The following is a 24,079-nucleotide window of genomic DNA, read 5'->3' as shown; positions in this document are numbered from 1 at the left end:
GAAATTCATGAGTAAAATCATTGGTATTGACTTAGGTACAACAAACTCTTGTGTGGCTGTCATGGAAGGCGGCGAAGCAACTGTTATTCCAAATCCAGAAGGTAATCGTACAACTCCATCAGTTGTTGCGTTTAAAGATGGTGAGCGTCTTGTAGGGGAAGTAGCAAAGCGTCAAGCTATCACTAATCCTAATACAGTTATTTCTATTAAGCGTCATATGGGTACAGATTATAAAGAGACTATTGAGGGGACAGATTTTACGCCTCAAGAACTATCTGCTATTATTTTACAAAAATTAAAATCTGATGCTGAAGCATATCTTGGTGAAAAAGTAACGAAAGCTGTTATCACAGTTCCAGCTTACTTCAATGATTCACAACGTCAAGCAACAAAAGATGCTGGAAAAATTGCTGGTCTTGAAGTAGAGCGTATTGTGAATGAGCCAACTGCAGCAGCGCTCGCTTACGGATTAGAAAAAGAAGAGGATCAAACAATCCTTGTGTATGACCTTGGTGGTGGTACGTTTGACGTTTCTATTCTTGAACTAGGTGAAGGGTTCTTCGAAGTAAAAGCAACATCTGGGGATAACAAGCTTGGTGGAGATGATTTTGACCAAGTCATTATTGATTACCTTGTTGACCAGTTTAAAAAAGACAACGGTATCGACCTTTCTCAAGATAAAATGGCTATGCAACGTCTAAAGGACGCTGCTGAAAAAGCAAAGAAAGACTTGTCTGGAGTGACACAAACACAAATCTCTCTTCCATTTATCACTGCTGATGCTACAGGCCCTAAGCACTTAGAGCTTAGCTTAAGTCGTGCAAAATTTGAAGAGCTTTCATCTAATTTAGTTGAGCGTACACTTGAACCAACTCGTCGTGCACTTTCTGATTCAGGTTTATCTGCAAGTGAAATCGACAGAGTCGTTCTTGTTGGTGGGTCAACTCGTATTCCTGCTGTTCAAGAGGCGATTAAAAAGTTAACTGGGAAAGACCCTCATAAAGGAGTTAACCCAGATGAGGTAGTTGCTCTTGGTGCTGCTGTTCAAGCTGGTGTCCTTACAGGAGACGTTAAAGACGTTGTTCTTTTAGACGTAACACCACTATCACTTGGTATTGAAACAATGGGTGGCGTATTTACAAAGTTAATTGAGCGTAATACAACGATCCCAACTTCTAAATCACAAGTATTCTCTACGGCTGCAGATAACCAACCGTCAGTTGATATTCACGTTTTACAAGGTGAGCGTGAAATGGCAGCATACAATAAAACACTTGGACGTTTCCAATTAACGGATCTTCCACCAGCACCACGTGGAGTTCCGCAAATTGAAGTATCATTTGATATTGATGCAAATGGTATCGTAAATGTTAAGGCAAAAGATCTTGGAACAAACAAAGAGCAATCGATCACAATTACATCTTCTTCAGGTCTATCTGATGAAGAGATTGAAAAAATGGTGAAAGATGCTGAAGCAAATGCTGAAGAAGACAAAAAACGTCGTGAAGAAGTAGAACTTCGTAACGAAGCGGATCAACTTGTTTTCCAAACAGAAAAAACGCTTAAGGATCTTGCTGATAATGTTGAACAAGAAGAAAAAGACAAAGCAGAAGCTGCAAAAGATAAGTTGAAAGCTGCAATCGAGTCTAATAACATTGACGAGATCCGCACAGCTAAAGACGAGCTTCAAGAAATCGTTATGGCTTTAACAACGAAGATGTATGAGCAAGCGGCTCAGGCAGCACAAGCAGCACAAGGGGCTGAAGGTGCAGATGCTGGCACTTCAAATACAGATGAAAATGTTGTAGATGCTGAATACGAAGAAGTAAAAGAAGAAGAAAAGAAATAAGCGTTCGATTAAAGGATTAGACAACGTTAGTTTTTAAACTTGTAGAAAGGTCAAAGTCAGCGTAAATGGCTTTGACTTTTTCTTCGAATATAACCAAAAAGAGGATAATGCTTCTTCTTACCTATGTCTTGCGGATTTAGACAGATTGATGATAAGATGAACGTTATGGAACTTAGTCGGGAGTGGATGACATGAGTAAAAGAGATTACTATGAAGTCCTTGGTGTCGATCAAAATGCTTCTGTTGATGAAGTGAAAAAGGCGTATCGCAAATTAGCGCGCAAATATCACCCAGATGTTAACAAAGAAGCGGATGCTACGGATAAATTTAAAGAAGTAAAAGACGCCTATGATACATTGAGTGACCCACAAAAGAAGGCGCATTATGATCAATTTGGCCATACAGATCCGAATCAAGGATTCGGTGGTGGCGGTGGAGACTTCGGTGGAGGATTTGGAGATATATTTGATATGTTCTTCGGTGGTGGCGGCGGTCGTAGAAACCCTAATGCTCCTCGTCAAGGTGCCGATCTTCAATATACGATGACGCTTGAGTTTAAAGAAGCTGTATTTGGCAAAGATACGGAGATTGAGATTCCACGAGAAGAAACGTGTCAAACATGTGCAGGTTCTGGAGCCAAACCAGGAACAAAACCAGAAACATGTTCGCACTGTGGTGGATCTGGCCAATTAAATGTCGAACAAAATACACCATTTGGCCGTGTCGTTAATCGCCGTGTTTGTCATCATTGTGAAGGTACTGGAAAGTTTATTAAATCTAAATGTTCAACGTGTGGTGGAAAAGGAAAAGTTCGGAAACGCAAGAAAATCAGCGTGAAAGTTCCTGCTGGTATTGATCATGGACAGCAATTACGTGTTTCTGGTCAAGGGGAAGCCGGAGTAAATGGTGGACCGTCTGGTGACCTTTACGTGGTCTTTAATGTGAAGCCTCATGAGTTCTTTGAGCGTGAAGGGGACGACATCTATTGCGAAATGCCGTTAACGTTCGCTCAAGTTGCACTTGGCGATGAAATTGAAGTACCCACTTTAAATGGAAAAGTTAAATTGAAAATTCCAGCTGGTACGCAAACAGGTACGAATTTCCGCCTTCGTGGCAAAGGTGTACCAAATGTTCATGGACGAGGACAAGGTGATCAACATGTGAAGATACGTGTTGTAACGCCTAAGAACTTGACTGAAAAAGAAAAAGATTTGATTCGTGAGTTCTCACAAATGTCTGGTGGGCAACCGGATGAGCAGAACGATGGTTTTTTTGCAAAAGTAAGACGCGCCTTTAAGGGAGAATAGCAATTTAAGGATGGAGTTGGAGATTATGATGAAGTGGTCAGAATTTAGTATTCATACGACAGAGGAAGCAGTTGAACCAGTTTGTAATATTTTACATGAAGCTGGTGCGAGCGGTGTCGTGATAGAAGACCCTATGGACCTTGTAAGAGAATGGGGCGATAAATTCGGTGAAATCTACCAGCTCTCTCCAGATGATTATCCTGAAGAAGGTGTTATTATAAAGGCGTACTTCCCGGTTAATAGTTTTTTAGCAGAAACGATTGATGAGATAAAAGAATCGATTAATGGTTTGCTGACGTATGATATTGACCTAGGACATAACAAAGTTCAAATTGCGGAAGTTCATGAAGAAGAGTGGGCAACTGCGTGGAAAAAATACTATAAGCCAGTTAAGGTGTCAAGCTCCATTACAATTACTCCGACATGGGAAGAGTATGAACCTACGGAGAACGAAATGATTATTGAGCTTGACCCTGGAATGGCCTTTGGTACAGGTACACATCCTACTACCGTTTTATGCATTCAAGCTCTTGATAAGTACATTAAAGGTGGAGAGCAAGTTGTAGACGTTGGTACAGGTTCAGGGGTATTGAGTATCGCTGCGGCAAAGCTAGGGGTTAAAAGTGTTTTAGCGCTTGATCTTGATTATGTAGCAGTTGAAAGTGCAACGCTAAATGTGAACTTAAATCGTGTTCAAGATGTCGTGACAGTTAAACAAAATAACTTACTAGAAGATGTTAATGGACACTATGAGATAGTAGTAGCGAATATTTTAGCTGAAGTCATAGTACGGTTTGTTCAAGATGCGGCAGCGGTTCTTAAACCTGATGGGTTGTATATTACTTCAGGAATTATTAAACGGAAAAAGCAAGAGGTGAAAGATGCGCTTGTAGATGGTGGCTTTACGATTGAGGAAATCGTAGAAATGGATGATTGGGTAGCCATTATTGCACGTAAAGCCTAAGAGTGTTTGTTGAAGGGCTTACCATTTTATAATAGTGAGGGCGATGTAAATGCAACGGTATTTTGTTGCGAAGGAGCAGATGACTGATCAGGTGGTAAAGGTGACAGGAGAAGATATGAAGCATATCTTACGAGTCATGCGCATGGATATCGGGGACGAAATTATTTGCAGCAATAATGATTTACGTACGGTCAGATGTGTCATTTCTGAGATTGAAAATCAAGAAATTATAGCTACTATAATTGAAGATCTAACTCCGAATTCGGAACTTCCTGTTGAGGTAACAATTGCTCAAGGACTTCCTAAAGGGGACAAGCTTGATCTCATTATCCAAAAAGGTACAGAGCTTGGAGCAACAGCGTTTATCCCATTTTCTGCTTCAAGATCAATTGTAAAATGGGATCAAAAAAAGGCGGGAAAGAAAATCGATCGGCTAGTGAAAATTGCGAAAGAAGCAGCAGAACAGTCTTATCGAGAAAAAATACCAACCGTTTTTGATATTCATTCATTAGCAGAACTTAAAAAGCAAATGCCTTTGTTTGACTCAATCGTTTTAGCTTACGAAGAATCTGCTAAAGAGGGAGAAAAAGCCCAATTTGCAACTGCATTAAATACACTTTCAGAAGGACAAAGAATTCTTATTATTATTGGTCCAGAGGGCGGATTAACAGATGAAGAAGTAGACCAGTTCCTTCTTGAGGGTGCTCAAGCTTGTGGGTTTGGTCCGAGAATATTACGTACAGAAACGGCTGCCATGTACGCACTTGCAGCCATTTCGTACCATTTCGAATTAATGAGGTGAAGACAATGCCTACTGTGGCGTTTCATACATTAGGTTGTAAGGTTAATCATTATGAGACAGAAGCGATTTGGCAACTGTTTCAAAATGAAGGATATGAGAAGGTAGATTATGAAGCTACTTCGGATGTTTATGTTATTAATACTTGTACAGTTACGAATACTGGGGATAAAAAGAGTCGTCAAGTGATACGTCGTGCTATTCGTAAAAATCCGGACGCTGTTATTTGTGTCACAGGTTGTTATGCCCAAACATCACCAGCAGAAATCATGGCGATCCCTGGGGTCGATATCGTTGTAGGAACGCAAGACCGTGTGAAAATGCTTGAATACATTGAGGAATTTAAACTGAAACGTGAGCCTATTAATGGTGTCGGAAATATTATGAAATCACGCGTGTATGAGGAGTTAGACGTTCCAGCTTTTACTGATCGTACTCGTGCTTCTTTAAAAATCCAAGAAGGGTGTAACAATTTCTGTACGTTTTGTATCATTCCTTGGGCTCGTGGGCTTATGCGTTCACGTGATCCAAAAGAAGTAATCAAACAGGCTCAGCAACTAGTAGATGCAGGATATAAGGAGATCGTTCTTACGGGAATTCATACAGGTGGTTATGGAGAAGACTTAAAGGAGTACAGTCTTGCTCGTCTATTAGAAGACTTAGAACAAGTAGAAGGCTTGAAGCGAATTCGTATTTCTTCGATTGAAGCAAGTCAACTTACAGATGAAGTAATCGATGTAATCGATCGTTCTGAAAAAGTCGTTCGTCACTTGCACATTCCTCTGCAATCCGGCTCAAATACGGTATTAAAGCGAATGCGTCGTAAATATACGATGGAATTCTTTGGGGAACGTTTAGATCGGTTAAAAGAAGTTCTTCCTGGTCTTGCTGTTACTTCAGATGTCATTGTTGGCTTTCCTGGTGAGACAGAAGAGGAGTTTCAAGAAACGTTTGATTTCATTGCTAAGCATAAATTTAGTGAACTACATGTATTTCCATATTCAAAGCGCACAGGAACACCTGCTGCTCGTATGGAGGATCAAGTAGATGAAGAAATTAAAAATGTTCGAGTTCATCGCTTAATTGAATTATCGAATCAGCTTGCCAAAGAGTACTCTTCTATGTTTGAAGGTGAAGTTCTAGAAATGATTCCTGAAGAACAAGACAAAGAAAATCCAGATAGCGGAATGTATATTGGCTATACCGATAATTACTTGAAAGTGAAAGTACCTGCAACGGAAGATATGGTTGGAAAACTGCTGAAAGTGAAAATTATGAAAGCTGGTTATCCTTATAATCAGGGGGAATTCGTGCGTGTTATGGAAGACCTGCCAGTTAAACAAATTGTAAATGGATAAAATAAAATCAGAAGTCAAAAGCTCTCTTTTCAAGGGAGCTTTGATTTTTTTATAATCACTTTGTACAGTTGTATAACCATACTATTTAACGAAGTTAGATATGTACATGCTAAAAATGGGGTATATTAATAACTAGTTGTTAATAAAAGAATTTGCTGTATCTGATTTGAATCTATGCTACGATTAGATGAGGTACGGACAACTTACATATAGAGAGGATGTTAACACGTGAGTCAATCCATTGCTAACCTAATTGATCACACGGCACTAAAAGCTAATACAACCCAAGAGCAAATTTTAGTATTATGTTCTGAGGCCAAAGAGTATAAGTTTGCTTCAGTCTGTGTAAATCCAACTTGGGTGAAACTTGCTGCAGAGCAATTAAAAGATACGGAAGAAGTAAAAGTTTGTACGGTTATTGGATTTCCACTAGGGGCTTCTACTCCGGAAGTGAAAGCGTTTGAAACTACGAATGCAATTGCAAATGGAGCAACAGAAGTGGACATGGTTATTAATATTGCTGCTTTAAAGGATAAGAATGATGAGTTAGTGGAGAGAGACATTCGCGCTGTAGTTGAAGCAGCAAGTGGTAAGGCATTAACTAAAGTTATTATCGAAACAAGCCTTCTCACAGATGAAGAAAAGGTACGAGCATGTGAAATAGCTGTCAAAGCGGGTACGGACTTTGTGAAAACCTCTACTGGTTTTTCAACAGGTGGTGCTACAGTAGAAGACATTATGCTAATGAGAAAAACAGTAGGTCCGAATATTGGCGTTAAAGCTTCCGGTGGAGTTCGTGATCTTGAAGGAGCAAGAGCAGTAGTTGAGGCAGGAGCTACTCGTATTGGAGCAAGTGCTGGAGTCTCTATTATTAAAGGAGAGACTGCAAACACTGATTATTAGAAACAAGACACCAAAGGTCAGCTATTTAACTTTGGTGTCTTGTTTATTAGTTATATTCGATCTTTGCGTGCTTTGTCTATTTGAGGAATAGTAATCGTAAAGGTTGTGCCTATTCCCAATTTACTACTCACAGAAATTTTTCCTCTCATGGCTTTTATAATGCTAGTCGTAACCATTGTTCCAAGGCCCGTACCAGTTGACTTCGTCGAGTAGTAGGGGGTACCTAATCTTCTAATTTGCTCCTCGGTCATTCCAATCCCTGTATCGATAATGGATATAGTAGCCATCTCATTAGAGTTACTTATTTGAAGTGTTAAATTACCGCCATCTGGCATTGCTTCAATGCCATTTTTTGCGATGTTAATTAAGCATTGATGTAGCTTTTGGCGTTCACCTGCTATGTAAATATCGTTTACTTGTTCAAACTCTATATGAACGTCTCTCATCGTAGCGTAAGGACTAATGACCTTTAAAATATAATGAACTTCTGTGTTTAATTCTAATGGTTCAATGTTCTTTAAGGATGGTTTGGCAAACGTTAAATAGTCAGAAATAATGATTTCAGCGCGCTCTAGTTCGTCTAGAGAAAGTTTAATATAGAAATCCTTTTTTTCATCTTGAAGGGTCTTATCTTGAAGTAATTGAAGAAATCCTTTTGTTACGGTTAGAGGGTTTCGAACCTCATGTGAAATACTTGCAGCAATCTCACTAACGACTTTTAGTTTTTCGAGTTCTTTTAATTCACTTAAGACAATACTCTCTTTTTTCGCTTTCTCAATAAAATAGATAAAGAAGAACATAACAACTAGCTGTAAAGTATAAAAGGAAGTTAAAGAAAACCAGCCGAATGTTGATAAGCGCACCTTAAACAAGTGGATGACTACTAAAATGATAATGATTCCTATTGTATTTGTAACAATAGCTAAAATAATTTTTCGTCTTAACTGCTTTAATTTATTAAAATGAGGCGATACCATACATAACAGGATGTAGATAAACGAATAGATGATGACAGATGAAAAAAAACCTACATCAAAGCTGATCATAAATCGATAGGTAAGCAGGACGACTAATAAAAAGAAACCGACTCTTTTCCCACCGTAAAAAGCACCAATGATAAATGGGATTAAGCGATAATCAAAAAAGAAGCCAGGGTAAGTTGAGAAAGGAAAAGACATACATAGTAATATGGAGATTGCAGATATAACACCTAAAAATATTTCATTAGATACTTTATTTATTTTACCCTCTATATATTTATGATGGATAAAGAAAAGAAGAAATATAAAAGAGAGGTTCAGTAATAAGACCTGTAGATCAAAAAATAGCTCGTTCATAATTCCCCTCATTTTGTCGATTTATTGTATCAGTACTAGTTCTCTATGCCTAGACTGAATTCCTTTTTATTTATAAAATGTTTGTTGCTAAAAAAATGACAAAAGACGTAGGACGTCTTTTGTCATTTTTATTGAATCATAAATTTGTAGACGGCCTTCTCTGTTTCCACCTTTAATCCGTCTTTTTCGTTAGTTGTAACAATATCGCCAAGGAGAGGAATTTCATAAGCTTCTTGAGGGATATCTTTCATTCCGTTTTGACTTTGAATGTTTCCATGTCCGTGGAGGATTAACTCTTGTTTAGGAATATAATCATCTACATTATTTTCATTTGAAATGAGTGAAATATGATCAAGTGCAAGTGTAACTTGATCAATATCAAAAATTTGTTGTAGTCCCGTAGATAACTCTTCTTTACGAATGAGTAATGTATTTCCCTTGTGTGATTCTAACCAATTTGACAATTCTTCAATATCTTGAGCCATATTCTACCTCCTCTATCTATACTGTACTTTTCCCTAATTGGATCTTGTTCATTCTTGTCCCCTTAAAAAACCCCATAATTAGAACTGATTTTTAAGAAATACAGTCACTGTTGATGTAACGTATGTAAAATGCAAAAACTACAGACACTAGAACAATTCGTTATTATGAAGAAGAAGGGTTGATACAATCAGATAGAAATTCGGCAGGACAACGGTATTGTCAGGAAAAAGTTTAACTAAAATAAACTGGTTAATGTGATGTGATAGTCAAATGAATAATTTGTTATAAATAGTAACAAGAAAAAGCCACTTAATATGCTAACTAAGTGGCTTTCCTATTTAAGCCAAAAGCAAGTGACGAACAATTGAAGAAAGTTATTAAACGTACGATTATAATTGTTGGTACGACAGCAATGATTGTTGCGTTAAACGTACAAAGTGTATACACTTTATGGTTTTTAGCATCAGATCTGGTTTACTGTATTTTGTTTCCTCAGTTAACCATGGCACTATTTTATAAAAATGCAAACTTATATGGTTCGTTGTCTGGATTAATTATTGCCGTATTTTTACGCATCGGTGGAGGAGAACCCGCATTTGGTTTACCTCACTTTTTACCGTATGAACGGGATCAAATACAAAAAGCGAGTTAACAGAAAGACACTTCCTTAACAGGGAGTGTCTTTCTTTGTATCGTATAAAGAAGGGTAGTTAATATTGGAATGATCTAAATTAAATATAACCTTATCATGTTGATCATAATAAGCTTTGTCCCAACTCAAGCAGTGTGGACTTGGTGTTTTATTTGGAGGTGCATGATTATCGATGGAATGTTATTCTTCGTTGTCATTGTGCTTGTTGCCGTACTGGGTGTTTTAGCTTTTTTCTTTCGAAATAAGCCTGAGCCGGCACCGGCATATATTGGTCGGACGGATTTGAACAATGTGAATCAAGAGCAATTTAAGGAGGAGTTTGGAATGGAAAGAAGTACAAAGGAAATCGTTGAACGTGCGGCAGAGCGTAAAGCAGAGGAAGAAATTGGTGAAGAAATCAACCCACTTAGAGGGCATTTAGAGACGATGCAGTCTACGCTAAATCAGCTTCAATCTACTCAACAACAAGCCAATTCAACTTTGTCTTCACAAGGCCAAGATCAACAACAAACTGAACAACTATTGCAGCAAATGCAGCAAATAAGCGCTCAAGCACAACAACAACAGCAAAAAACATTCCAACAGTTGCAGCAGTCGATTCAACAAGCGACTCAGATGCTAGGGAATGTCGGTCAATCTATCCAGTCCATTAATGTATTAAACCAGATGACACAACAAATCAATCAATCGCAACAACAATTACAACAACAAACGCAACAGCAACAAAAGCAACAACAAGAGCTTCAAAAATTACAACAAATGCAAAACCCACAAGGCCAACAAAGTCAATTTGGTCAAGACATGTATAATCAATATCAAAATTAATCAAGAAAAAGGAAACGATTTGACTTTTGTCCATCGTTTCCTTTTTCTTTAAACCTCTTTTACATGTAACCATTCGACAAACTTAGCGAAATATGTAACGAGTGGCAGCATGATAATGGAGCAAAGAACATTAAAAATTAAACTAGCATGAGCAAGTTGCATCATCGGTGATGAAGTAAGACTACTAGCAAAGGAACTTAACCAACCTATTAAGGGGATAAAGATAAGAACTCCAAATACATTAAGCCAAATATTAGCATAAGCAACGAGTTTCGCACTACGTCCGGAACCGATACTTGCAAGGTAAGCAGTGACACACGTTCCTATATTTGCTCCTAACATAATGGCAATACCGGCTTGAAGAGTTAAGACATTATCCGACATGAACCCCATAGCAATGGCAGTTGTTGCGGTACTTGATTGAATGATAGCTGTTAATACGGTGCCAATGCCAATCCCAAGTAATTCATGTTCATTCGTTAAATCAAAAAAAGAGTGAATAGAAGGGATCGATGCAAGAGGATAAGCTAGCGTCTCTAATCCGTCCATTGCAATAAAAATACAAGCTAGTCCAAAGGAAAGACATCCAATTGAATAAGCACGTGTACTAGGGAGTAACAAAGAAAGTAAGCCGATTAGCAAGAGAGGAACGATAAACATAGACAAATCTAGAGCAAGCAATTCAGTTGTCATGGTGGTTCCAATATTAGCACCTAAGATAATTCCGATAGAGTGACGAAAGGTTAACAATCCCGTTGCGACAAGTCCTACCGTCATAATGATAATAGCGGAGCTACTTTGAAGAATAGCTGTAGCAATTGCACCAACGATCATGCCTTTCCATGCGGAGTTTGTTAATCGGTATAAAATTTTTTGGAAGCTCGCTTGTCCGAGCTGAAAAAGTCCAGCTTTCATAACAACCATACCGAATAAGAATAAAGCTATAAAAACAGCCAATAAGGAAAATAGTTCTTTGATCACTGTGATCACCTCTCTATTCAATCTATGGACAAACTTGAACAAGCATGACTGAAAATCAAATAAAATAGTAATTGAATGTTCAAAATGTTTGTTGTATAGTGGAAGAGAATTAACAAATGAATTGCCACTCATTTTCATCCACCTAACATACTGACTGGTTAGTTAGTGAACTGAGTGTATAGTTTGAAAGGAGGAAATGTATGGATTTTTCTTATAATGATAAAGTTAAGCGCTTACAAAATGAACTAAAATTGTTTATGAGTGAAGTGATCTTTCCGAACGAGAAGAAGTTTCAGCAACAATTAGATCCAATAGATCGTTTCTCGAAAATACCTCCAGTAATGGAAGAGATGAAACGACAAGCGAAACAAGCTGGCCTATGGAATCTTTTTTTGCCTGATGCTAAAGAGGGTGCAGGTTTAACAAATGTAGAATACGCCCCTCTTTGCGAGATGATGGGAAGGTCGGCCATCGCTCCTGAAGTATTTAACTGCAATGCTCCTGATACAGGGAACATGGAAGTTCTTGTACGTTATGGTACAGAAGAACAGAAAGAAAAATGGCTAAAACCATTACTAAATGGAGAGATACGTTCTGCCTTTTCGATGACAGAACCAGAAGTCGCTTCTTCAGATGCTACCAATGTTCAAATTTCGATTAAGCGTATTGGAGATGAATATGTTATCAATGGAACAAAGTGGTGGTCATCAGGGGCTGGAGATCCAAGATGTAGGATTCTTATTGTAATGGGGAAAACAGATCCATTTGCCGAAAAACATAAACAACAATCGATGTTATTAGTTCCAATTGATAGTACTGGAGTCGAGGTTAAACGAATGCTTCCCGTATTTGGCTATGATGATGCACCTCATGGACACGCAGAAATTAAATTTAACCAAGTACGTGTTCCGGCGACTAATTTGTTGCTCGGTGAAGGAAGAGGATTTGAGATTGCACAAGGAAGACTTGGACCTGGACGAATCCATCATTGCATGCGAACCATTGGGGCTGCGGAACGGGCTTTAGAGCTCATGTGTGAACGGGTAGTGGGACGTGTTGCCTTCGGAAAACCACTTGCTAATCAAGGTGTCGTAAGGGAATGGATCGCCGAATCGCGAATTGAAATTGAGCAGGCAAGGTTACTTACTTTGAAAGCGGCTGCAATGATGGATACCGTTGGAAATAAGGTTGCCAAAAAAGAAATAGCGATGATTAAGGTGATCGCTCCAAGAATGGCTCTTCGTGTAATCGATCGTACTATTCAAGCGTTTGGAGCTGAGGGTGTGAGTGATGATCTCCCTCTAGCAGCTATGTTTGCTGGGATCAGAACCTTAAGAATTGCAGATGGTCCTGATGAAGTTCATCTCGAATCAGTTGCCAAACAGGAATTGAAACCATACTTAAACAACGGTTAATTAGGAGGGGAAAAATGGAAAAACGTTGGTTAGCACTGTACGATGAGCGGATTAATGAAGAGGCAAATATTCAGAATGAATCATTAAATGATTTATTAAATACTACTGTTAGAAAGTATGGTGATCATACTGCTATCACTTTTTATGGTCGGACTTGGAATTACAAAGAATTAAAGCAAATGAGTGAAATGATGGCAGGAGCTCTTCATGAAGATGGGTTCAAAAAAGGAGATCGGTTAGCTATTATGCTACCTAACTGTCCGCATTATCTATTTACTCTTTTCGGCACTTTTCGAACAGGTGGTGTAGTAGTTCAAGTGAATCCAATGTATGTTACACGTGAACTTGAATACTTACTTCTTGATTCAGAAGCAACTCACATCGTAGTTTTATCCAATTTATACCCAATATTTAAAGCAATTAGAAAAAATGTTCCAACTAAAAAAGCGATAGTCGTGTCATTAAAACCGGAAAGTGAAGTCGAGCTTGAAGAGGAAGATGTTCATTTTGAGTCTTTCTTAAAAATGATGGAACATCCAGCACCGGAAGTAGCCATTCAACCGAAAGAAGATATTGCAGTGTTGCAATATACTGGAGGCACAACAGGTGTATCAAAAGGTGTCATGTTGACTCATGCTAATTTTATTTCGAACATTGAACAAATCTATGATTTTATGTTCCGCACCTTAGAGAATAAACCAAAAAATTCGAGTGTAGTCAATGTTCTTCCGTTATTTCATATCTTCAGCTTAACTTGTTGTAATCTATTAACGATTAGTTATGGAGGGAACCAAATTCTCATACCTCGCTTTGAAATGAAAGAAGTCCTTGAAATTATAAAAAAAGAAAAACCTTTTCAATTTGCCGGGGTTCCAACGATGTATGTTGGATTTAATCAAGTTAACCAATATGAAGCATTTGGCCTTGATCAAATAAGTAGCTTTATAAGTGGTGGGTCTTCTTTGCCTGTTGAAGCTCTTGAAGCATTTGAGAGAGGTACAGGAAAGCAAGTGTGTGAGGGTTTTGGTTTATCAGAGGCTTGTCCGGTTACGCACTTTAACCCATCTTTTAGAGAGAGAAAAGCAGGGAGCATTGGAATTCCGTTGCCGAGTACAAATGCAAAAGTGGTCATAGAAACGGATACAGGGATACAAGAGGTTTCAGTAGGAGAAGTTGGTGAACTAATCATTCAAGGTCCACAAGTAATGAAAGGATATTGGAAAAAGCCAGAAGAGACGGCCAAAACCTTACGCGATGGTTGGTTGTTTACAGGAGATCTAGCAAGAATGGACGAAGATGGTTATTTCTATATTGTCGACCGAAAGAAAGATATGATTATTGCAAGTGGATATAACATCTACCCTCGAGAAATAGAGGAAATTATTTATCAGTACGAAGGAGTACAAGAAGTAATCGTACTTGGCGTACCTGATGAATATCGGGGAGAAACAGTTAAAGCATATATAACGCCAAAGCAAGATGCCATTTTAACAAGAGATGAAATCCTTTCATTTTGTCAAGAACACTTAGCTGCTTACAAGGTACCAAAGGATGTTGAGTTTCGAGCGGAACTACCTAAATCAGCGGTTGGAAAGTTGTTAAAGCGCAAGTTGCGGGATGAGGAACTTGAACGTTTTGAGCGCTCTAAAACGTCGTTATAAGGAGGGGTATTATGAATGCGTTATCATTATTTGACCTAAGTGGGAAAACCGCTATTGTAACAGGTGGAGGACGTGGTTTAGGGCGTCAGATGGCGCATGCCTTTGCTGATGCAAAGGCTAACCTAGTTCTTTGTTCTAGAAAGCTAGAATCCTGTGAGAAAGTTTGTGAAGAATTACGGGCAAAAGGAGTAAAAGCCATTGCAATTGCTTGTGATGTGACAAAAGAGAGTGATGTTACAGCTGTTATTAAAGAAACATTAAATACGTTTGGGACGATTGATATTGTTGTTAATAATAGTGGGGCCACATGGGGAACCCCTGCTGTGGATATGCCACTTGAAGCTTGGAACAAGGTTATGAATGTGAATGTTACAGGTACTTTTCTGATGTCGAAGGCTGCTGGACATGTGATGATCAAGCAAGGTGGGGGGAAAATTATTAATATTGCTTCCGTAGCTGGACTCGGCGGTGTTGATTCACGCTTTATGGATACGATAGGCTACAACACAAGTAAAGGAGCGGTCATTACTTTTACAAAAGATTTAGCATCAAAATGGGGGCAACACGGTATTAATGTTAATGCGATAGCACCAGGTTTTTTTCCTACCAAAATGTCAAAAGGATTAATTGATAAGGGAGAAGCATTTATTATAGAAAGAACTCCATTAGGACGCTTAGGAGGAGAGCAAGATCTTCAAGGGGCAGCTTTATTTCTTGCGTCAAGAGCTTCTGATTATGTAACCGGTGATGTGCTTATTGTTGATGGTGGAATGCATGCTATGTAGGGGAGTGGGATGAAATGGGAAAACGTGATGCAGTTATTGTAAGTGCAGTTAGGACAGCGATTGCAAGACAAGGAGGGGCTTTAGCAACATTAGAGGCTCATGAATTTGGTGCAATTGTGTTTAGAGAAGCGCTTAAAAGAGTCGACCTTGATGCCAATCTGATCGATGATGTGATTATGGGAAATGTGTCTAGCGGTGGGGGGAATATCGCACGTGTCACTGCTTTAGAAGCTGGATTTCCACTTAGGACACCAGCTTTAACGATTGATCGTCAATGTGGTTCAGGAATTAATGCGGTTTTACTTGCAGCGCAAGCTATTCAGGCAGGAGTTGGTGATATCTATCTTGCTGGAGGAATTGAAAGCTTAAGTAGAGCACCTTATTTAATGGACCGACCAACCAAAGCTTACTCAGCAGCACCTCCAAACTTCAGAGTTGCAAAATTATCACCAGCAACTATTGGCGATCCTCCTATGGGTATCACAGCAGAAGCTCTTGCGAAAAAATATGCCATCACTCGTGAGGAACAAGATGAATTTGCGTTTCAAAGTCAAATGAAAATGGCAAATGCAATGGAAAAAGGGTATTTCGATGAACAAATTGTTCCGGTTGCACTCCCAACCCGTAAAGGTAATCCGATCATCTTTAAGCTAGATGAACACCCAAGACCGCAAACCTCTATGGAAGGATTGGGGAAACTTTCACCGGCTTTTATTGAAAATGGAACCGTGACAGCAGGAAATAGCTCTGGATTAAATGATGGTGCTTCTGCCCTTGTTGTAATGTCACGTGAAAAAGCTTCTGAACTTGGCTTGAAACCATTAGCTGTAGTAAGCCAGTCTGCTATTAGTGGAGTTGATCCGAATATTATGGGGATTGGTCCTGTTCCAGCAGTAATGGCTTTGTTAAATAAATCAGGATTGTCTTTAGACCAAATTGACCTTATTGAATGTAATGAAGCATTCGCTGCTCAAACAATAGCTGTAAATCGTGAACTTCATTTTAATTCAAAAAAATTAAACGTAAATGGAGGAGCGATTGCGCATGGGCACCCACTGGGGGCTACAGGAGCAATACTGATGACAAAAGCTGTCTATGAATTATCAAGAAGGCAAGAGCGTTACGCTTTGATAACTGCTTGTATTGGTGGAGGGCAGGGAATTGCAGTTTTAATTGAGAGAGAATGATGGGAGGGTAGGATATGTCAAAAGTGGCTCTAGTAACGGGTGGTATTGGCGGTATTGGCGGTATTGGCTTAGCAACAGTACGAAGGCTTGCAGCGGATAAAATGAAGTTGGTGGTCGCTGATGTGAGTGATAAAGCAGAGCGTGTAACAGAAGAATTATCTAGTGAAGGAATTGATGTCGCTCTTATTCACTGCGATGTAGGAATTGAAGATGACGTGAAAAGAACGATGGATGAAGTAAATCATAAATATGGTCGGTTAGATATTCTCATTAATAATGCTGGAATAGGGAATACTGAAGTAAAACTAACAGATTTATCCATTGCTGAATGGCAACGTGTGATTGATATCAACTTAACGGGCGTGTTTCTTGGTATGAAATATGGAATCCCTTTATTAGAGTCGAGTGGCGGTGGAGCGATTGTCAATGTTTCTAGTTTGTTAGGTTTTAAAGGAAAGAAGCTCATGTCAGCATACAATGCTTCCAAAGCAGGTGTTATTACCCTAACAAAAAATGCAGCTCTGGAATTTGGAAGACAAAATATACGAGTCAATGCTGTTGCTCCTGGTGTTATTGATACGCCCATTGTGGATGGGTGGAGGGAGCAGGAGCAAAAGTGGAAGATTTTAAGTACAGCCAATGCACTAAGAAGAATAGGGACACCATTAGAAGTTGCCAATGCCATTCGTTTTTTGGTATCGGAAGAATCTTCTTATATAACGGGTACAACGTTAATGGTAGATGGAGGGGGTTTAACCTTTTAACATACCAATTCCTCGTAATAGGAACTCACAATGAACCCAGTTAGTTACCTATTTCATTAAAGTGGTGATGACATTTATGGTATACTAGAGCGGATGATTTTTGAAAGAGATTGTGAGGCGACAACATGAAGGAAAAAATAATTGAAGTGAGTATTGATTTATTTGGTCATAATGGTTTTACAGAGACATCCATTCAGGATATTGTAGAGGAACTGGGCGTAACGAAAGGGACATTTTATTATTATTTTAAAAGTAAAGAAGAATTGTTAATGGAAATTCATTTACGCTATATTGATGAGTTACTTCAAAATCAAGATGAAGTCTTTATTAAAAATACGAAATCTGAGCAAAAGCTATATGATATTGTATATATGATTATGAAACATATAGAAGGACATGGGCAAAGCGCTAGGGTGTTCTTTAGAGAAATGCAGCATCTAAATGAAGAACATTTGAAGGATATTTTTAAGAAGCGTGATTTATTTAGGCAAAACCTGAATAAGGTCATTCAAGAAGGGATTGACACAGGAGAGTTTCGTCAAGATCTAAATGTGGAGATTGTGGCACTGGCGATTCTTGGAGCGGTAAACTGGAGTTATCATTGGTTTGATCCAAAAGGAAAGTTAGATGAAAAAGCAGTATCAACCATCTATATTGATTTTATGCTCAATGGGCTAAAGGCAACATAAAGATCCTTCCATGTAGGATCTTCAACTCTAAACATACCAACTGGTTAGTATAAAAGGGGGATTAAGATGGGGAAAAGGACGATTAAGCATCTCGCAGTAATAGGAGCTGGATCAATGGGGCATCAAATAGCGATGCTTTCAGCTCTTGGAGGTTATGAAACGACTTTACAAGACATCGAGCAAGGCTCTCTTGAAAAAGCAAAGGAGAGTTTACATTTTCAATTAGGAAAGTGGGTAAAGAAAGGAAAAATCAGCGAAGAAAAATTACAGGCCGCCTTTTCTAGGCTCTGCTTTACTACGGATTTAACTGAGGCCGTATCTCATACTGATTTTGTAATAGAAGCTATTGTTGAAAAGTTAGATGTGAAGCGAGATCTATTTGAAAAATTAGATCAACTTGCGCCTCCACATGCCATTCTAGCTACAAATTCTTCAACCATCGTCAATTCAAAAATTGCGGATGCGACAAATAGACCAGATAAAGTGTGTAATATGCACTTCTTTTTTCCTCCACTGGTAATGGATTGTGTGGAAGTGGTAAAAAGCGAACATACATCCGGTGAAACGGCTGAGATCACGATGGAAGTAAGCAAGCAAATGAATCGGACCGCTGTTCTTTTACACAAGGAGATCTCTGGCTTTATTGCAAATCGAATTCTTGGGGCACTAACAAAAGAAGCTGTACAGTTGTATGAAGAAGGATATGCAAGCTTTGAAGATATTGATTTAATTTGTAAAAAGGCGTTGAATCATCCAATTGGACCATTTGCTCTCATGGATTTATCAGGAATTGATGTTGCCTATTTTGTCAATCAGCAACGGTATGCTGAAACAGGCGATCCTCAAGATAAACCTCCGACATGCATCGAGGAAAAAGTGAAAGCTGGTTTACTTGGACGAAAGACTGGTAAAGGTTGGTATGATTATAGCAAACTTGAGGTGAAATCATGAGTTTAGTAGAGGTAAAAAAAGAAAACGGAATTGCAACGATCACCATTAATAACCCCCCTTTAAATGTAATGAATCAGAAGGTTGTATTTGCTTTGCGAGAGACATTTCAAGTTCTTGAAGAAGATCAAGAAACACTGGTTATTATTTTAACAGGTTCTGGTGAGACGGCATTTATGGCTGGTGCTGATATAAAAGAGTTTCCACAATTGATGGATCATCCTAATATGAAGGCTCAGGTCATGGAGACCCATTCGGTCCTAAACCAGATTGACTTCTTCCCTAAACCAACTATTGCAGTTCTAAATGGATTAACGTTTGGGGGGGGATGTGAACTGGCACTAACATGTGATATGCGAATTGCTGAGTCTCATACACTGATTGGTTTACCTGAAATTAAGTTGGGCTTATTCCCTGGTGGAGGAGGAACTCAGCGTCTGCCAAGGTTAATCGGAGAAGCCAAAGCAAAGGAACTCATGTTTACAGGTGAACCGATTCCAGCAGAAAAAGCAGAAAAAATAGGACTTATCAATTATGTTGTTCCTACTGGTGGAGGGCTTGAAAAAGCAATGGAACTCGCAGGAAAGATTCGTCATCATTCATTGCCTGCTTTATCTTTCATTAAACGTGCTGTAGATGAAGGGACAGACATGAGCTTTCCTGCTGCGATAGAGCATGAGGCTACATTATTCACAGAGGTCTTCCAAACCGAGGATATACGAGAAGGCGTGCAAGCGTTTATTGAAAAACGTAAACCGGTTTTCCGTCACAGGTAGAGGAGGCAAAAATGAGAGATACAATTGTCGTACGTCAGGGGGAAGAACTCCCACTTGATAACTTAAAAAACTATATTCGAAGATCAATGACTGATGTCCCTGATGGAGACCTTGTTGTTAGCCAGTTTCCATCAGGCCACTCCAATTTAACCTACTTGCTTACTATCGGAAATTGGGAGGCTGTTCTGCGGCGCCCTCCCCTTGGCCCGGTCGCGGCCCGAGCACATGACATGGAACGAGAATCAACTATTATGGCAAGCCTACATGAATCCTATTCACTTGTACCAAAAACGTATATTTTTTGTTCTGATGAATCAATAATTGGAAGCCCTTTCTTTTTAATGGAAAGAAAAAAAGGAATCGTTTTGGACACTGAGTTTCCGCCCACACTAAACTCCACAGCCGAAATTGGACGGATAATCTCTGAACAAATGGTGGACCATCTTGTTGAATTACACCAAATTGATTACAAGAAAACGGACCTGGTTCACTTATCTAAACCAGATGGTTTTTTAGAGCGACAAGTAAGGGGGTGGATCGGCCGTTATGAACGATCCAAAACAAGTGAGCACGAGGGACTTGCTGACTTAACCTCTTGGCTTACCGATCATTTACCATCTTCACAATCAGCCACTGTCATTCATTATGATTACAAATTAAACAATGCAATGTTTTCAAAAGATGGTAAACGGATGATTGGTCTTTTTGACTGGGAGATGACAACGGTAGGGGATCCTCTTGCTGATGTCGGGGTAGCGTTAAGTTATTGGATTGAGGAGGATGACCCGATTGAACTTGTAAGAGGATTTGGGAAACCACCTGTTACGGTGCTACCTGGATTTTATACAAGAAGAGATTGGGCAGAGCGTTACGCTAGAAAGAGTGGACGTGATGTTTCAGACTTACATTATTACGTCACCTTTGGCTATTTTAAACTAGCGGTAATCGCTCAGCAAATTTATTATCGCTTTTATAAAGGTCAAACAACGGATCCGAGGTTTTCTCAGTTGGATCAAACTGTTGCTGCTCTTATCAAACATGGTCGCCAAACAGCTACAACCAAATTAAGTTAGGTAGACTCCTAGAGAAGGAGGGCAATATGTCAAAGATTCATGTCGTATTAAAAAAAGAAGATATCATTTCTGAAAAACTAAAAGGTCAAGTTGCAATAGTCTTAGATGTCCTTCTTGCAACGACAACGATTGCTGCTTGTTTAGAAAGTGGTGCAACGGAAGTGATACCTGTTCTAGATGAGAATGCTGCCTTAAAATTTTTAAGGAAGTTTCATCCCGATGAGTTCATTCTCATCGGAGAGAAGAATGGGAGGGTGCTAGACGGATTCATCGCTCCCAATCCAATCATTCTCTCCAAATATGTAAAAGGAAAATCAGTCATTTTAGCAACCACAAATGGAACTGTTGCGCTAAGGCGCTCAGAGATGGCAACGAAATTATACGCGGGATCGTTGAGAAATGGAGAAGCGATTGTCCAAGATGCTGTTAAATCGTTAAAGCCTACTCAAGACATCATCGTTATCTGTTCGGGGTCACAAGGACAATTTTGTTTAGAAGATTTTTACGGGGCTGGTTATCTAGTTACATGTTTTAATAAATTACTTCCCTCAGCTACGCTTACAGATGGAGCATTAGCTTCTCGTTTATTTTATCAACAAAACCATGCAGATCGTTATCAATTACTGGCTAGTTCAGCAGTTGGAAAGTTTTTACTAGAACATAATTGCGAAGAAGATTTGCAATATGTGATTCATGAAAACTGTGACCAGAACGTACCGATTTATGATAATTGCCACATTGTGTGGAAGGAGGAGAAGGAAGATGGAACAGTTGAAGAAGGAAATGAAGGGTGGACGCTTCCTCGTTGAAGGAATTACGGCAGAGGATCTGTTTACACCTGAGGATATAAGTGACGAGCAAGTGATGATTGGTCAAACGGCCAAACAATTTATTGAGAAAGAAGTTCTTCCAATGCGTGGGGAAATTGAATCTCAGAATTTCGAGGTAACCGTAAACCTCTTAAAAAAAGCAGGAGAGCTAGGTTTACTTGCGCATAGTATTCCTGAGAAATATGGTGGATTAGGTTTGGATAAGATCAGTAAAGGGATTGTTGGTGAGATGGTAGGGCAATCAAGTAGTTACGGGGTAGCTCAGTCTAATCATACATGTATCGCTACACTACCGATTACTTACTTCGGGTCGGATGCTCAAAAAGAAAAATATCTTCCTAAATTAGCATCGGGTGAATTTTTAGGAGCTTATTGTTTAACAGAGCCAGCATCGGGATCTGATGCATTAGCTGCTAAAACCACAGCGGTTTTAAATGAAGAAGGTACACATTACTTACTTAATGGAACTAAATTATACATCACCAATGCTGTATTTTCAGATACGTTCATTGTTTACGCAAAGGTTGACGGAGATCAATTTACAGCCTTTATTGTCGAGAAGGATTTCCCAGGATTATCACTTGGTCCAGAAGAAAACAAAATGGGAATTAAAGGTTCATCGACATGCAGCGTTATTTTAGAAGATTGTCAGGTACCTGTTGAAAATGTACTTGGCATTATCGGAAAGGGTCATGTGATAGCTTTAAATGTATTAAATTTAGGGAGATTTAATCTCGGATTTGCTTGTATGGGAGGAGCAAAAGGAGCCCTGGAATTAGCGATTCAACATACAAATGAGCGTAAGCAATTCAAGAGACGGATTAGCGAATTTGGTGCGACAAAAGAAAAGGTAGCCCAAATGGCTGCTCGAATCTATGCAGCTGAAGCAGTGCAGTATCGTACAGCCTCCTTACTAGAGGAAGCACTTGGAGATCTTGAAGATTCAAAAGATCTCTCTCTAGTTGGGAAACGAATGATGGAATATGCCTTAGAGTGTGCCATTTGTAAAGTCTATGGCTCTGAGACGCTAGATTTTATTGTAGACGAATCGTTGCAACTCCACGGGGGGGCAGGTTTTATCAAGGAGTACCCGATTGAACAAGCTTATCGGGATTCTAGGATCAATCGAATTTTTGAAGGGACCAATGAGATTAACCGCTTGTTAATCCCAGGAATTTTCTTTCGAAAAGGAGCTAAGGGTGAACTTCCGATTCAAGAGGCGATTGAAGGTGCAATCGCTAGATTACAAGAAAACCAACTGAACTCAAAGGATGGGAGGCTAGGTCAAGAACAAGAGGTTGTGGAAGGCATTCGCACAGCATACTTAGCTCTTGCTGGGTTAACATTTAAACAATTTGGGATGAACCTCGAAAATGAGCAGGAAACTTTGATGAAACTAGCTGATATTGCAATTGAGCTATTTGCATCAGAGTCTGCCGTACTAAGAGCTGTTAAATCAAATCAAGAGAGTGTGAACACTATTCCTGATCTTCTGGCAACAGCTGTTGTAGAAAGTAGTTTGATGAAGGTAAAAGTAATGACTGATCAATTGCTAGCTGGTTTTGACATGACACCAGAAGTGGAAGGTTTAAGAAATTTATTAAACAAACAGTTACATGGTCATTTGTTCTCTAATCGAACGAATCGTAACCGTTTTATCGCTGAATCATTAAATGAGACGGGACAATACATTTGTTCATAAGGAGGAAAGAATTTGAAACGATTTCAAAATCAGGTCGCAGTCATTACAGGTGCTGGTAGTGGAATTGGAAAAGCGACAGCAATCCAATTGGCAGATGAAGGAGCTACGGTCGTTTTAGTTGGGCGGACAAAAGAAAAACTAGAAGCGGTAGCCGAAATAGTATCCGAAAGATCAGATAACCAGCATGCGTACGTTTATGTAGCTGATGTAACGGCTGAAGAAGAAGTTGAACTATTGGCTGCCTATTTGAAGGATAATTTTGAGGTAGTTCATGTGCTAATTAATAACGCTGGTACTTCATCTAGCGGATCCATTCTTCAATTAGAAGAATGGGATTGGGAGTATGTTCAAAAAACGAATGTGACAAGTGTGTTTTTGATGGCTAAACATGTAGGACCGCTTTTAGCTGATGCCAAAGCAGAGAATAAAGCCATTGTAAATATTGCCTCATTATCAGGTCATAAAGCAGGTGCGAAAATCCCGCACTATAGTACTGCCAAAGCAGCTGTAATTCATTTAACGAAAGCGTTAGCTGGGGAACTAGCCTCAAATGGTGTGCGGGTCAACTCTGTTTCACCTGGATTTATTGAAACACCTATGACAAAAGAAAGCTTGGAAAATGCGTCTTTTAATCAAGCGATAGAGCTCCATACATTGTTAAAGAGAATAGGCAGAGCTGAAGAGGTGGCTAAAGCAGTGGCATTTTTAGCATCATCGGACTCTAGTTATGTGACAGGGACTGACTTACTCATTGATGGAGGTTGGTTAACCGTTTAAGAGGGGGGATA

At 39.2% G+C, this 24,079-nt stretch carries 22 protein-coding genes and 2 pseudogenes; 21 read left to right on the top strand and 3 right to left on the bottom strand.

What is annotated here, in order from left to right; all coding sequences use genetic code 11:
* The first annotated feature begins 7 nt into the window (after nucleotides 1–7).
* The 6 genes from dnaK to deoC all read left to right on the top strand — a co-directional run bounded on the left by dnaK (nucleotide 8) and on the right by deoC (nucleotide 7,180).
* On the top strand, nucleotides 8–1,849 hold the full coding sequence (gene dnaK / locus PQ474_RS06925) for a molecular chaperone DnaK (RefSeq protein ID WP_273841295.1): 1,842 nt from the start codon (nucleotides 8–10) through the stop codon (nucleotides 1,847–1,849).
* A 191-nt stretch (nucleotides 1,850–2,040) separates the two neighbouring features.
* Nucleotides 2,041–3,156: a molecular chaperone DnaJ gene (gene dnaJ / locus PQ474_RS06920; protein ID WP_273841294.1), complete on the top strand. Its 1,116-nt coding sequence runs from the start codon at nucleotides 2,041–2,043 to the stop codon at nucleotides 3,154–3,156.
* A 28-nt stretch (nucleotides 3,157–3,184) separates the two neighbouring features.
* Nucleotides 3,185–4,120, top strand: coding sequence for a 50S ribosomal protein L11 methyltransferase (gene prmA, locus PQ474_RS06915; RefSeq protein ID WP_273841362.1), 936 nt, complete (start codon nucleotides 3,185–3,187; stop codon nucleotides 4,118–4,120).
* A gap of 49 nt (nucleotides 4,121–4,169) precedes the next feature.
* Nucleotides 4,170–4,922 (top strand): 16S rRNA (uracil(1498)-N(3))-methyltransferase, encoded by a 753-nt coding sequence (locus PQ474_RS06910; RefSeq protein WP_273841293.1) that lies wholly within the window; start codon nucleotides 4,170–4,172, stop codon nucleotides 4,920–4,922.
* A 5-nt stretch (nucleotides 4,923–4,927) separates the two neighbouring features.
* Nucleotides 4,928–6,277, top strand: coding sequence for a tRNA (N(6)-L-threonylcarbamoyladenosine(37)-C(2))-methylthiotransferase MtaB (gene mtaB, locus PQ474_RS06905; RefSeq protein ID WP_273841292.1), 1,350 nt, complete (start codon nucleotides 4,928–4,930; stop codon nucleotides 6,275–6,277).
* Between the two features lie 228 nt (nucleotides 6,278–6,505).
* Nucleotides 6,506–7,180, top strand: a complete 675-nt coding sequence (gene deoC / locus PQ474_RS06900; protein WP_273841291.1) for a deoxyribose-phosphate aldolase — start codon at nucleotides 6,506–6,508, stop codon at nucleotides 7,178–7,180.
* A gap of 50 nt (nucleotides 7,181–7,230) precedes the next feature.
* On the opposite strand, the gene PQ474_RS06895 is transcribed toward deoC, so the two are convergent.
* Nucleotides 7,231–8,517, bottom strand: a complete 1,287-nt coding sequence (locus tag PQ474_RS06895; RefSeq protein ID WP_273841290.1) for a sensor histidine kinase — start codon at nucleotides 8,515–8,517, stop codon at nucleotides 7,231–7,233.
* Nucleotides 8,518–8,645: 128 nt separating this feature from the next.
* Nucleotides 8,646–9,002, bottom strand: coding sequence for a protein YmzB (gene ymzB, locus PQ474_RS06890; RefSeq protein WP_273841289.1), 357 nt, complete (start codon nucleotides 9,000–9,002; stop codon nucleotides 8,646–8,648).
* 152 nt (nucleotides 9,003–9,154) lie between these two features.
* Here ymzB and PQ474_RS26575 point away from each other — a divergent pair.
* The 3 genes and pseudogenes from PQ474_RS26575 to PQ474_RS06880 all read left to right on the top strand — a co-directional run.
* Nucleotides 9,155–9,238: pseudogene (locus PQ474_RS26575) on the top strand (MerR family DNA-binding transcriptional regulator); the annotation flags it as partial.
* Between the two features lie 99 nt (nucleotides 9,239–9,337).
* Nucleotides 9,338–9,625 (top strand): annotated as a pseudogene (locus PQ474_RS06885) (high affinity choline transporter 1); the annotation flags it as partial.
* A 192-nt stretch (nucleotides 9,626–9,817) separates the two neighbouring features.
* Nucleotides 9,818–10,480, top strand: a complete 663-nt coding sequence (locus tag PQ474_RS06880; RefSeq protein WP_273841288.1) for a hypothetical protein — start codon at nucleotides 9,818–9,820, stop codon at nucleotides 10,478–10,480.
* 48 nt (nucleotides 10,481–10,528) lie between these two features.
* Here PQ474_RS06880 and PQ474_RS06875 read toward each other — a convergent pair whose 3' ends face one another.
* Nucleotides 10,529–11,593, bottom strand: a complete 1,065-nt coding sequence (locus PQ474_RS06875; RefSeq protein WP_337956342.1) for a Na/Pi symporter — start codon at nucleotides 11,591–11,593, stop codon at nucleotides 10,529–10,531.
* A gap of 68 nt (nucleotides 11,594–11,661) precedes the next feature.
* Here PQ474_RS06875 and PQ474_RS06870 point away from each other — a divergent pair, with 68 nt between their 5' ends.
* The 12 genes from PQ474_RS06870 to PQ474_RS06815 all read left to right on the top strand — a co-directional run bounded on the left by PQ474_RS06870 (nucleotide 11,662) and on the right by PQ474_RS06815 (nucleotide 24,068).
* The gene (locus PQ474_RS06870) at nucleotides 11,662–12,876 is read left to right on the top strand and encodes an acyl-CoA dehydrogenase family protein (RefSeq protein WP_273841287.1); all 1,215 of its coding nucleotides are present in this window, start codon (nucleotides 11,662–11,664) and stop codon (nucleotides 12,874–12,876) included.
* 14 nt (nucleotides 12,877–12,890) lie between these two features.
* Nucleotides 12,891–14,537 (top strand): long-chain-fatty-acid--CoA ligase, encoded by a 1,647-nt coding sequence (locus tag PQ474_RS06865; protein ID WP_273841286.1) that lies wholly within the window; start codon nucleotides 12,891–12,893, stop codon nucleotides 14,535–14,537.
* 11 nt (nucleotides 14,538–14,548) lie between these two features.
* Nucleotides 14,549–15,322: an SDR family oxidoreductase gene (locus tag PQ474_RS06860; RefSeq protein ID WP_273841285.1), complete on the top strand. Its 774-nt coding sequence runs from the start codon at nucleotides 14,549–14,551 to the stop codon at nucleotides 15,320–15,322.
* A 14-nt stretch (nucleotides 15,323–15,336) separates the two neighbouring features.
* On the top strand, nucleotides 15,337–16,509 hold the full coding sequence (locus PQ474_RS06855) for a thiolase family protein (protein WP_273841284.1): 1,173 nt from the start codon (nucleotides 15,337–15,339) through the stop codon (nucleotides 16,507–16,509).
* 14 nt (nucleotides 16,510–16,523) lie between these two features.
* A complete protein-coding gene (locus tag PQ474_RS06850) occupies nucleotides 16,524–17,273 on the top strand; it encodes an SDR family NAD(P)-dependent oxidoreductase (protein ID WP_273841283.1) in 750 nt (249 codons plus the stop codon).
* Between the two features lie 125 nt (nucleotides 17,274–17,398).
* Entirely contained in the window at nucleotides 17,399–17,962 is a 564-nt protein-coding gene (locus PQ474_RS06845; protein ID WP_273841282.1) for a TetR/AcrR family transcriptional regulator, read from the top strand.
* A gap of 66 nt (nucleotides 17,963–18,028) precedes the next feature.
* On the top strand, nucleotides 18,029–18,913 hold the full coding sequence (locus PQ474_RS06840) for a 3-hydroxyacyl-CoA dehydrogenase family protein (protein WP_273841281.1): 885 nt from the start codon (nucleotides 18,029–18,031) through the stop codon (nucleotides 18,911–18,913).
* The gene (locus PQ474_RS06835; protein WP_273841280.1) at nucleotides 18,910–19,686 is read left to right on the top strand and encodes an enoyl-CoA hydratase; all 777 of its coding nucleotides are present in this window, start codon (nucleotides 18,910–18,912) and stop codon (nucleotides 19,684–19,686) included. The genes PQ474_RS06840 and PQ474_RS06835 overlap by 4 nt, the downstream gene beginning before the upstream one ends.
* Nucleotides 19,687–19,697: 11 nt before the next feature.
* On the top strand, nucleotides 19,698–20,759 hold the full coding sequence (locus PQ474_RS06830) for a phosphotransferase family protein (RefSeq protein ID WP_273841279.1): 1,062 nt from the start codon (nucleotides 19,698–19,700) through the stop codon (nucleotides 20,757–20,759).
* A gap of 26 nt (nucleotides 20,760–20,785) precedes the next feature.
* Nucleotides 20,786–21,568 (top strand): 2-phosphosulfolactate phosphatase, encoded by a 783-nt coding sequence (locus tag PQ474_RS06825; RefSeq protein ID WP_273841278.1) that lies wholly within the window; start codon nucleotides 20,786–20,788, stop codon nucleotides 21,566–21,568.
* Nucleotides 21,522–23,291: an acyl-CoA dehydrogenase family protein gene (locus tag PQ474_RS06820; protein ID WP_273841277.1), complete on the top strand. Its 1,770-nt coding sequence runs from the start codon at nucleotides 21,522–21,524 to the stop codon at nucleotides 23,289–23,291. Before PQ474_RS06825 ends, PQ474_RS06820 begins: the two co-directional genes overlap by 47 nt.
* A gap of 12 nt (nucleotides 23,292–23,303) precedes the next feature.
* Nucleotides 23,304–24,068: an SDR family NAD(P)-dependent oxidoreductase gene (locus PQ474_RS06815; protein WP_273841276.1), complete on the top strand. Its 765-nt coding sequence runs from the start codon at nucleotides 23,304–23,306 to the stop codon at nucleotides 24,066–24,068.
* The last annotated feature ends 11 nt before the right edge of the window (nucleotides 24,069–24,079 follow it).

This window comes from Halalkalibacter alkalisediminis (assembly GCF_028610705.1).
GTDB lineage: Bacteria > Bacillota > Bacilli > Bacillales > Bacillaceae_D > Halalkalibacter > Halalkalibacter alkalisediminis.
The sequence above is the reverse complement of the archived record's forward strand: the minus strand, read 5'-3'. Positions and strand labels throughout refer to the sequence as shown.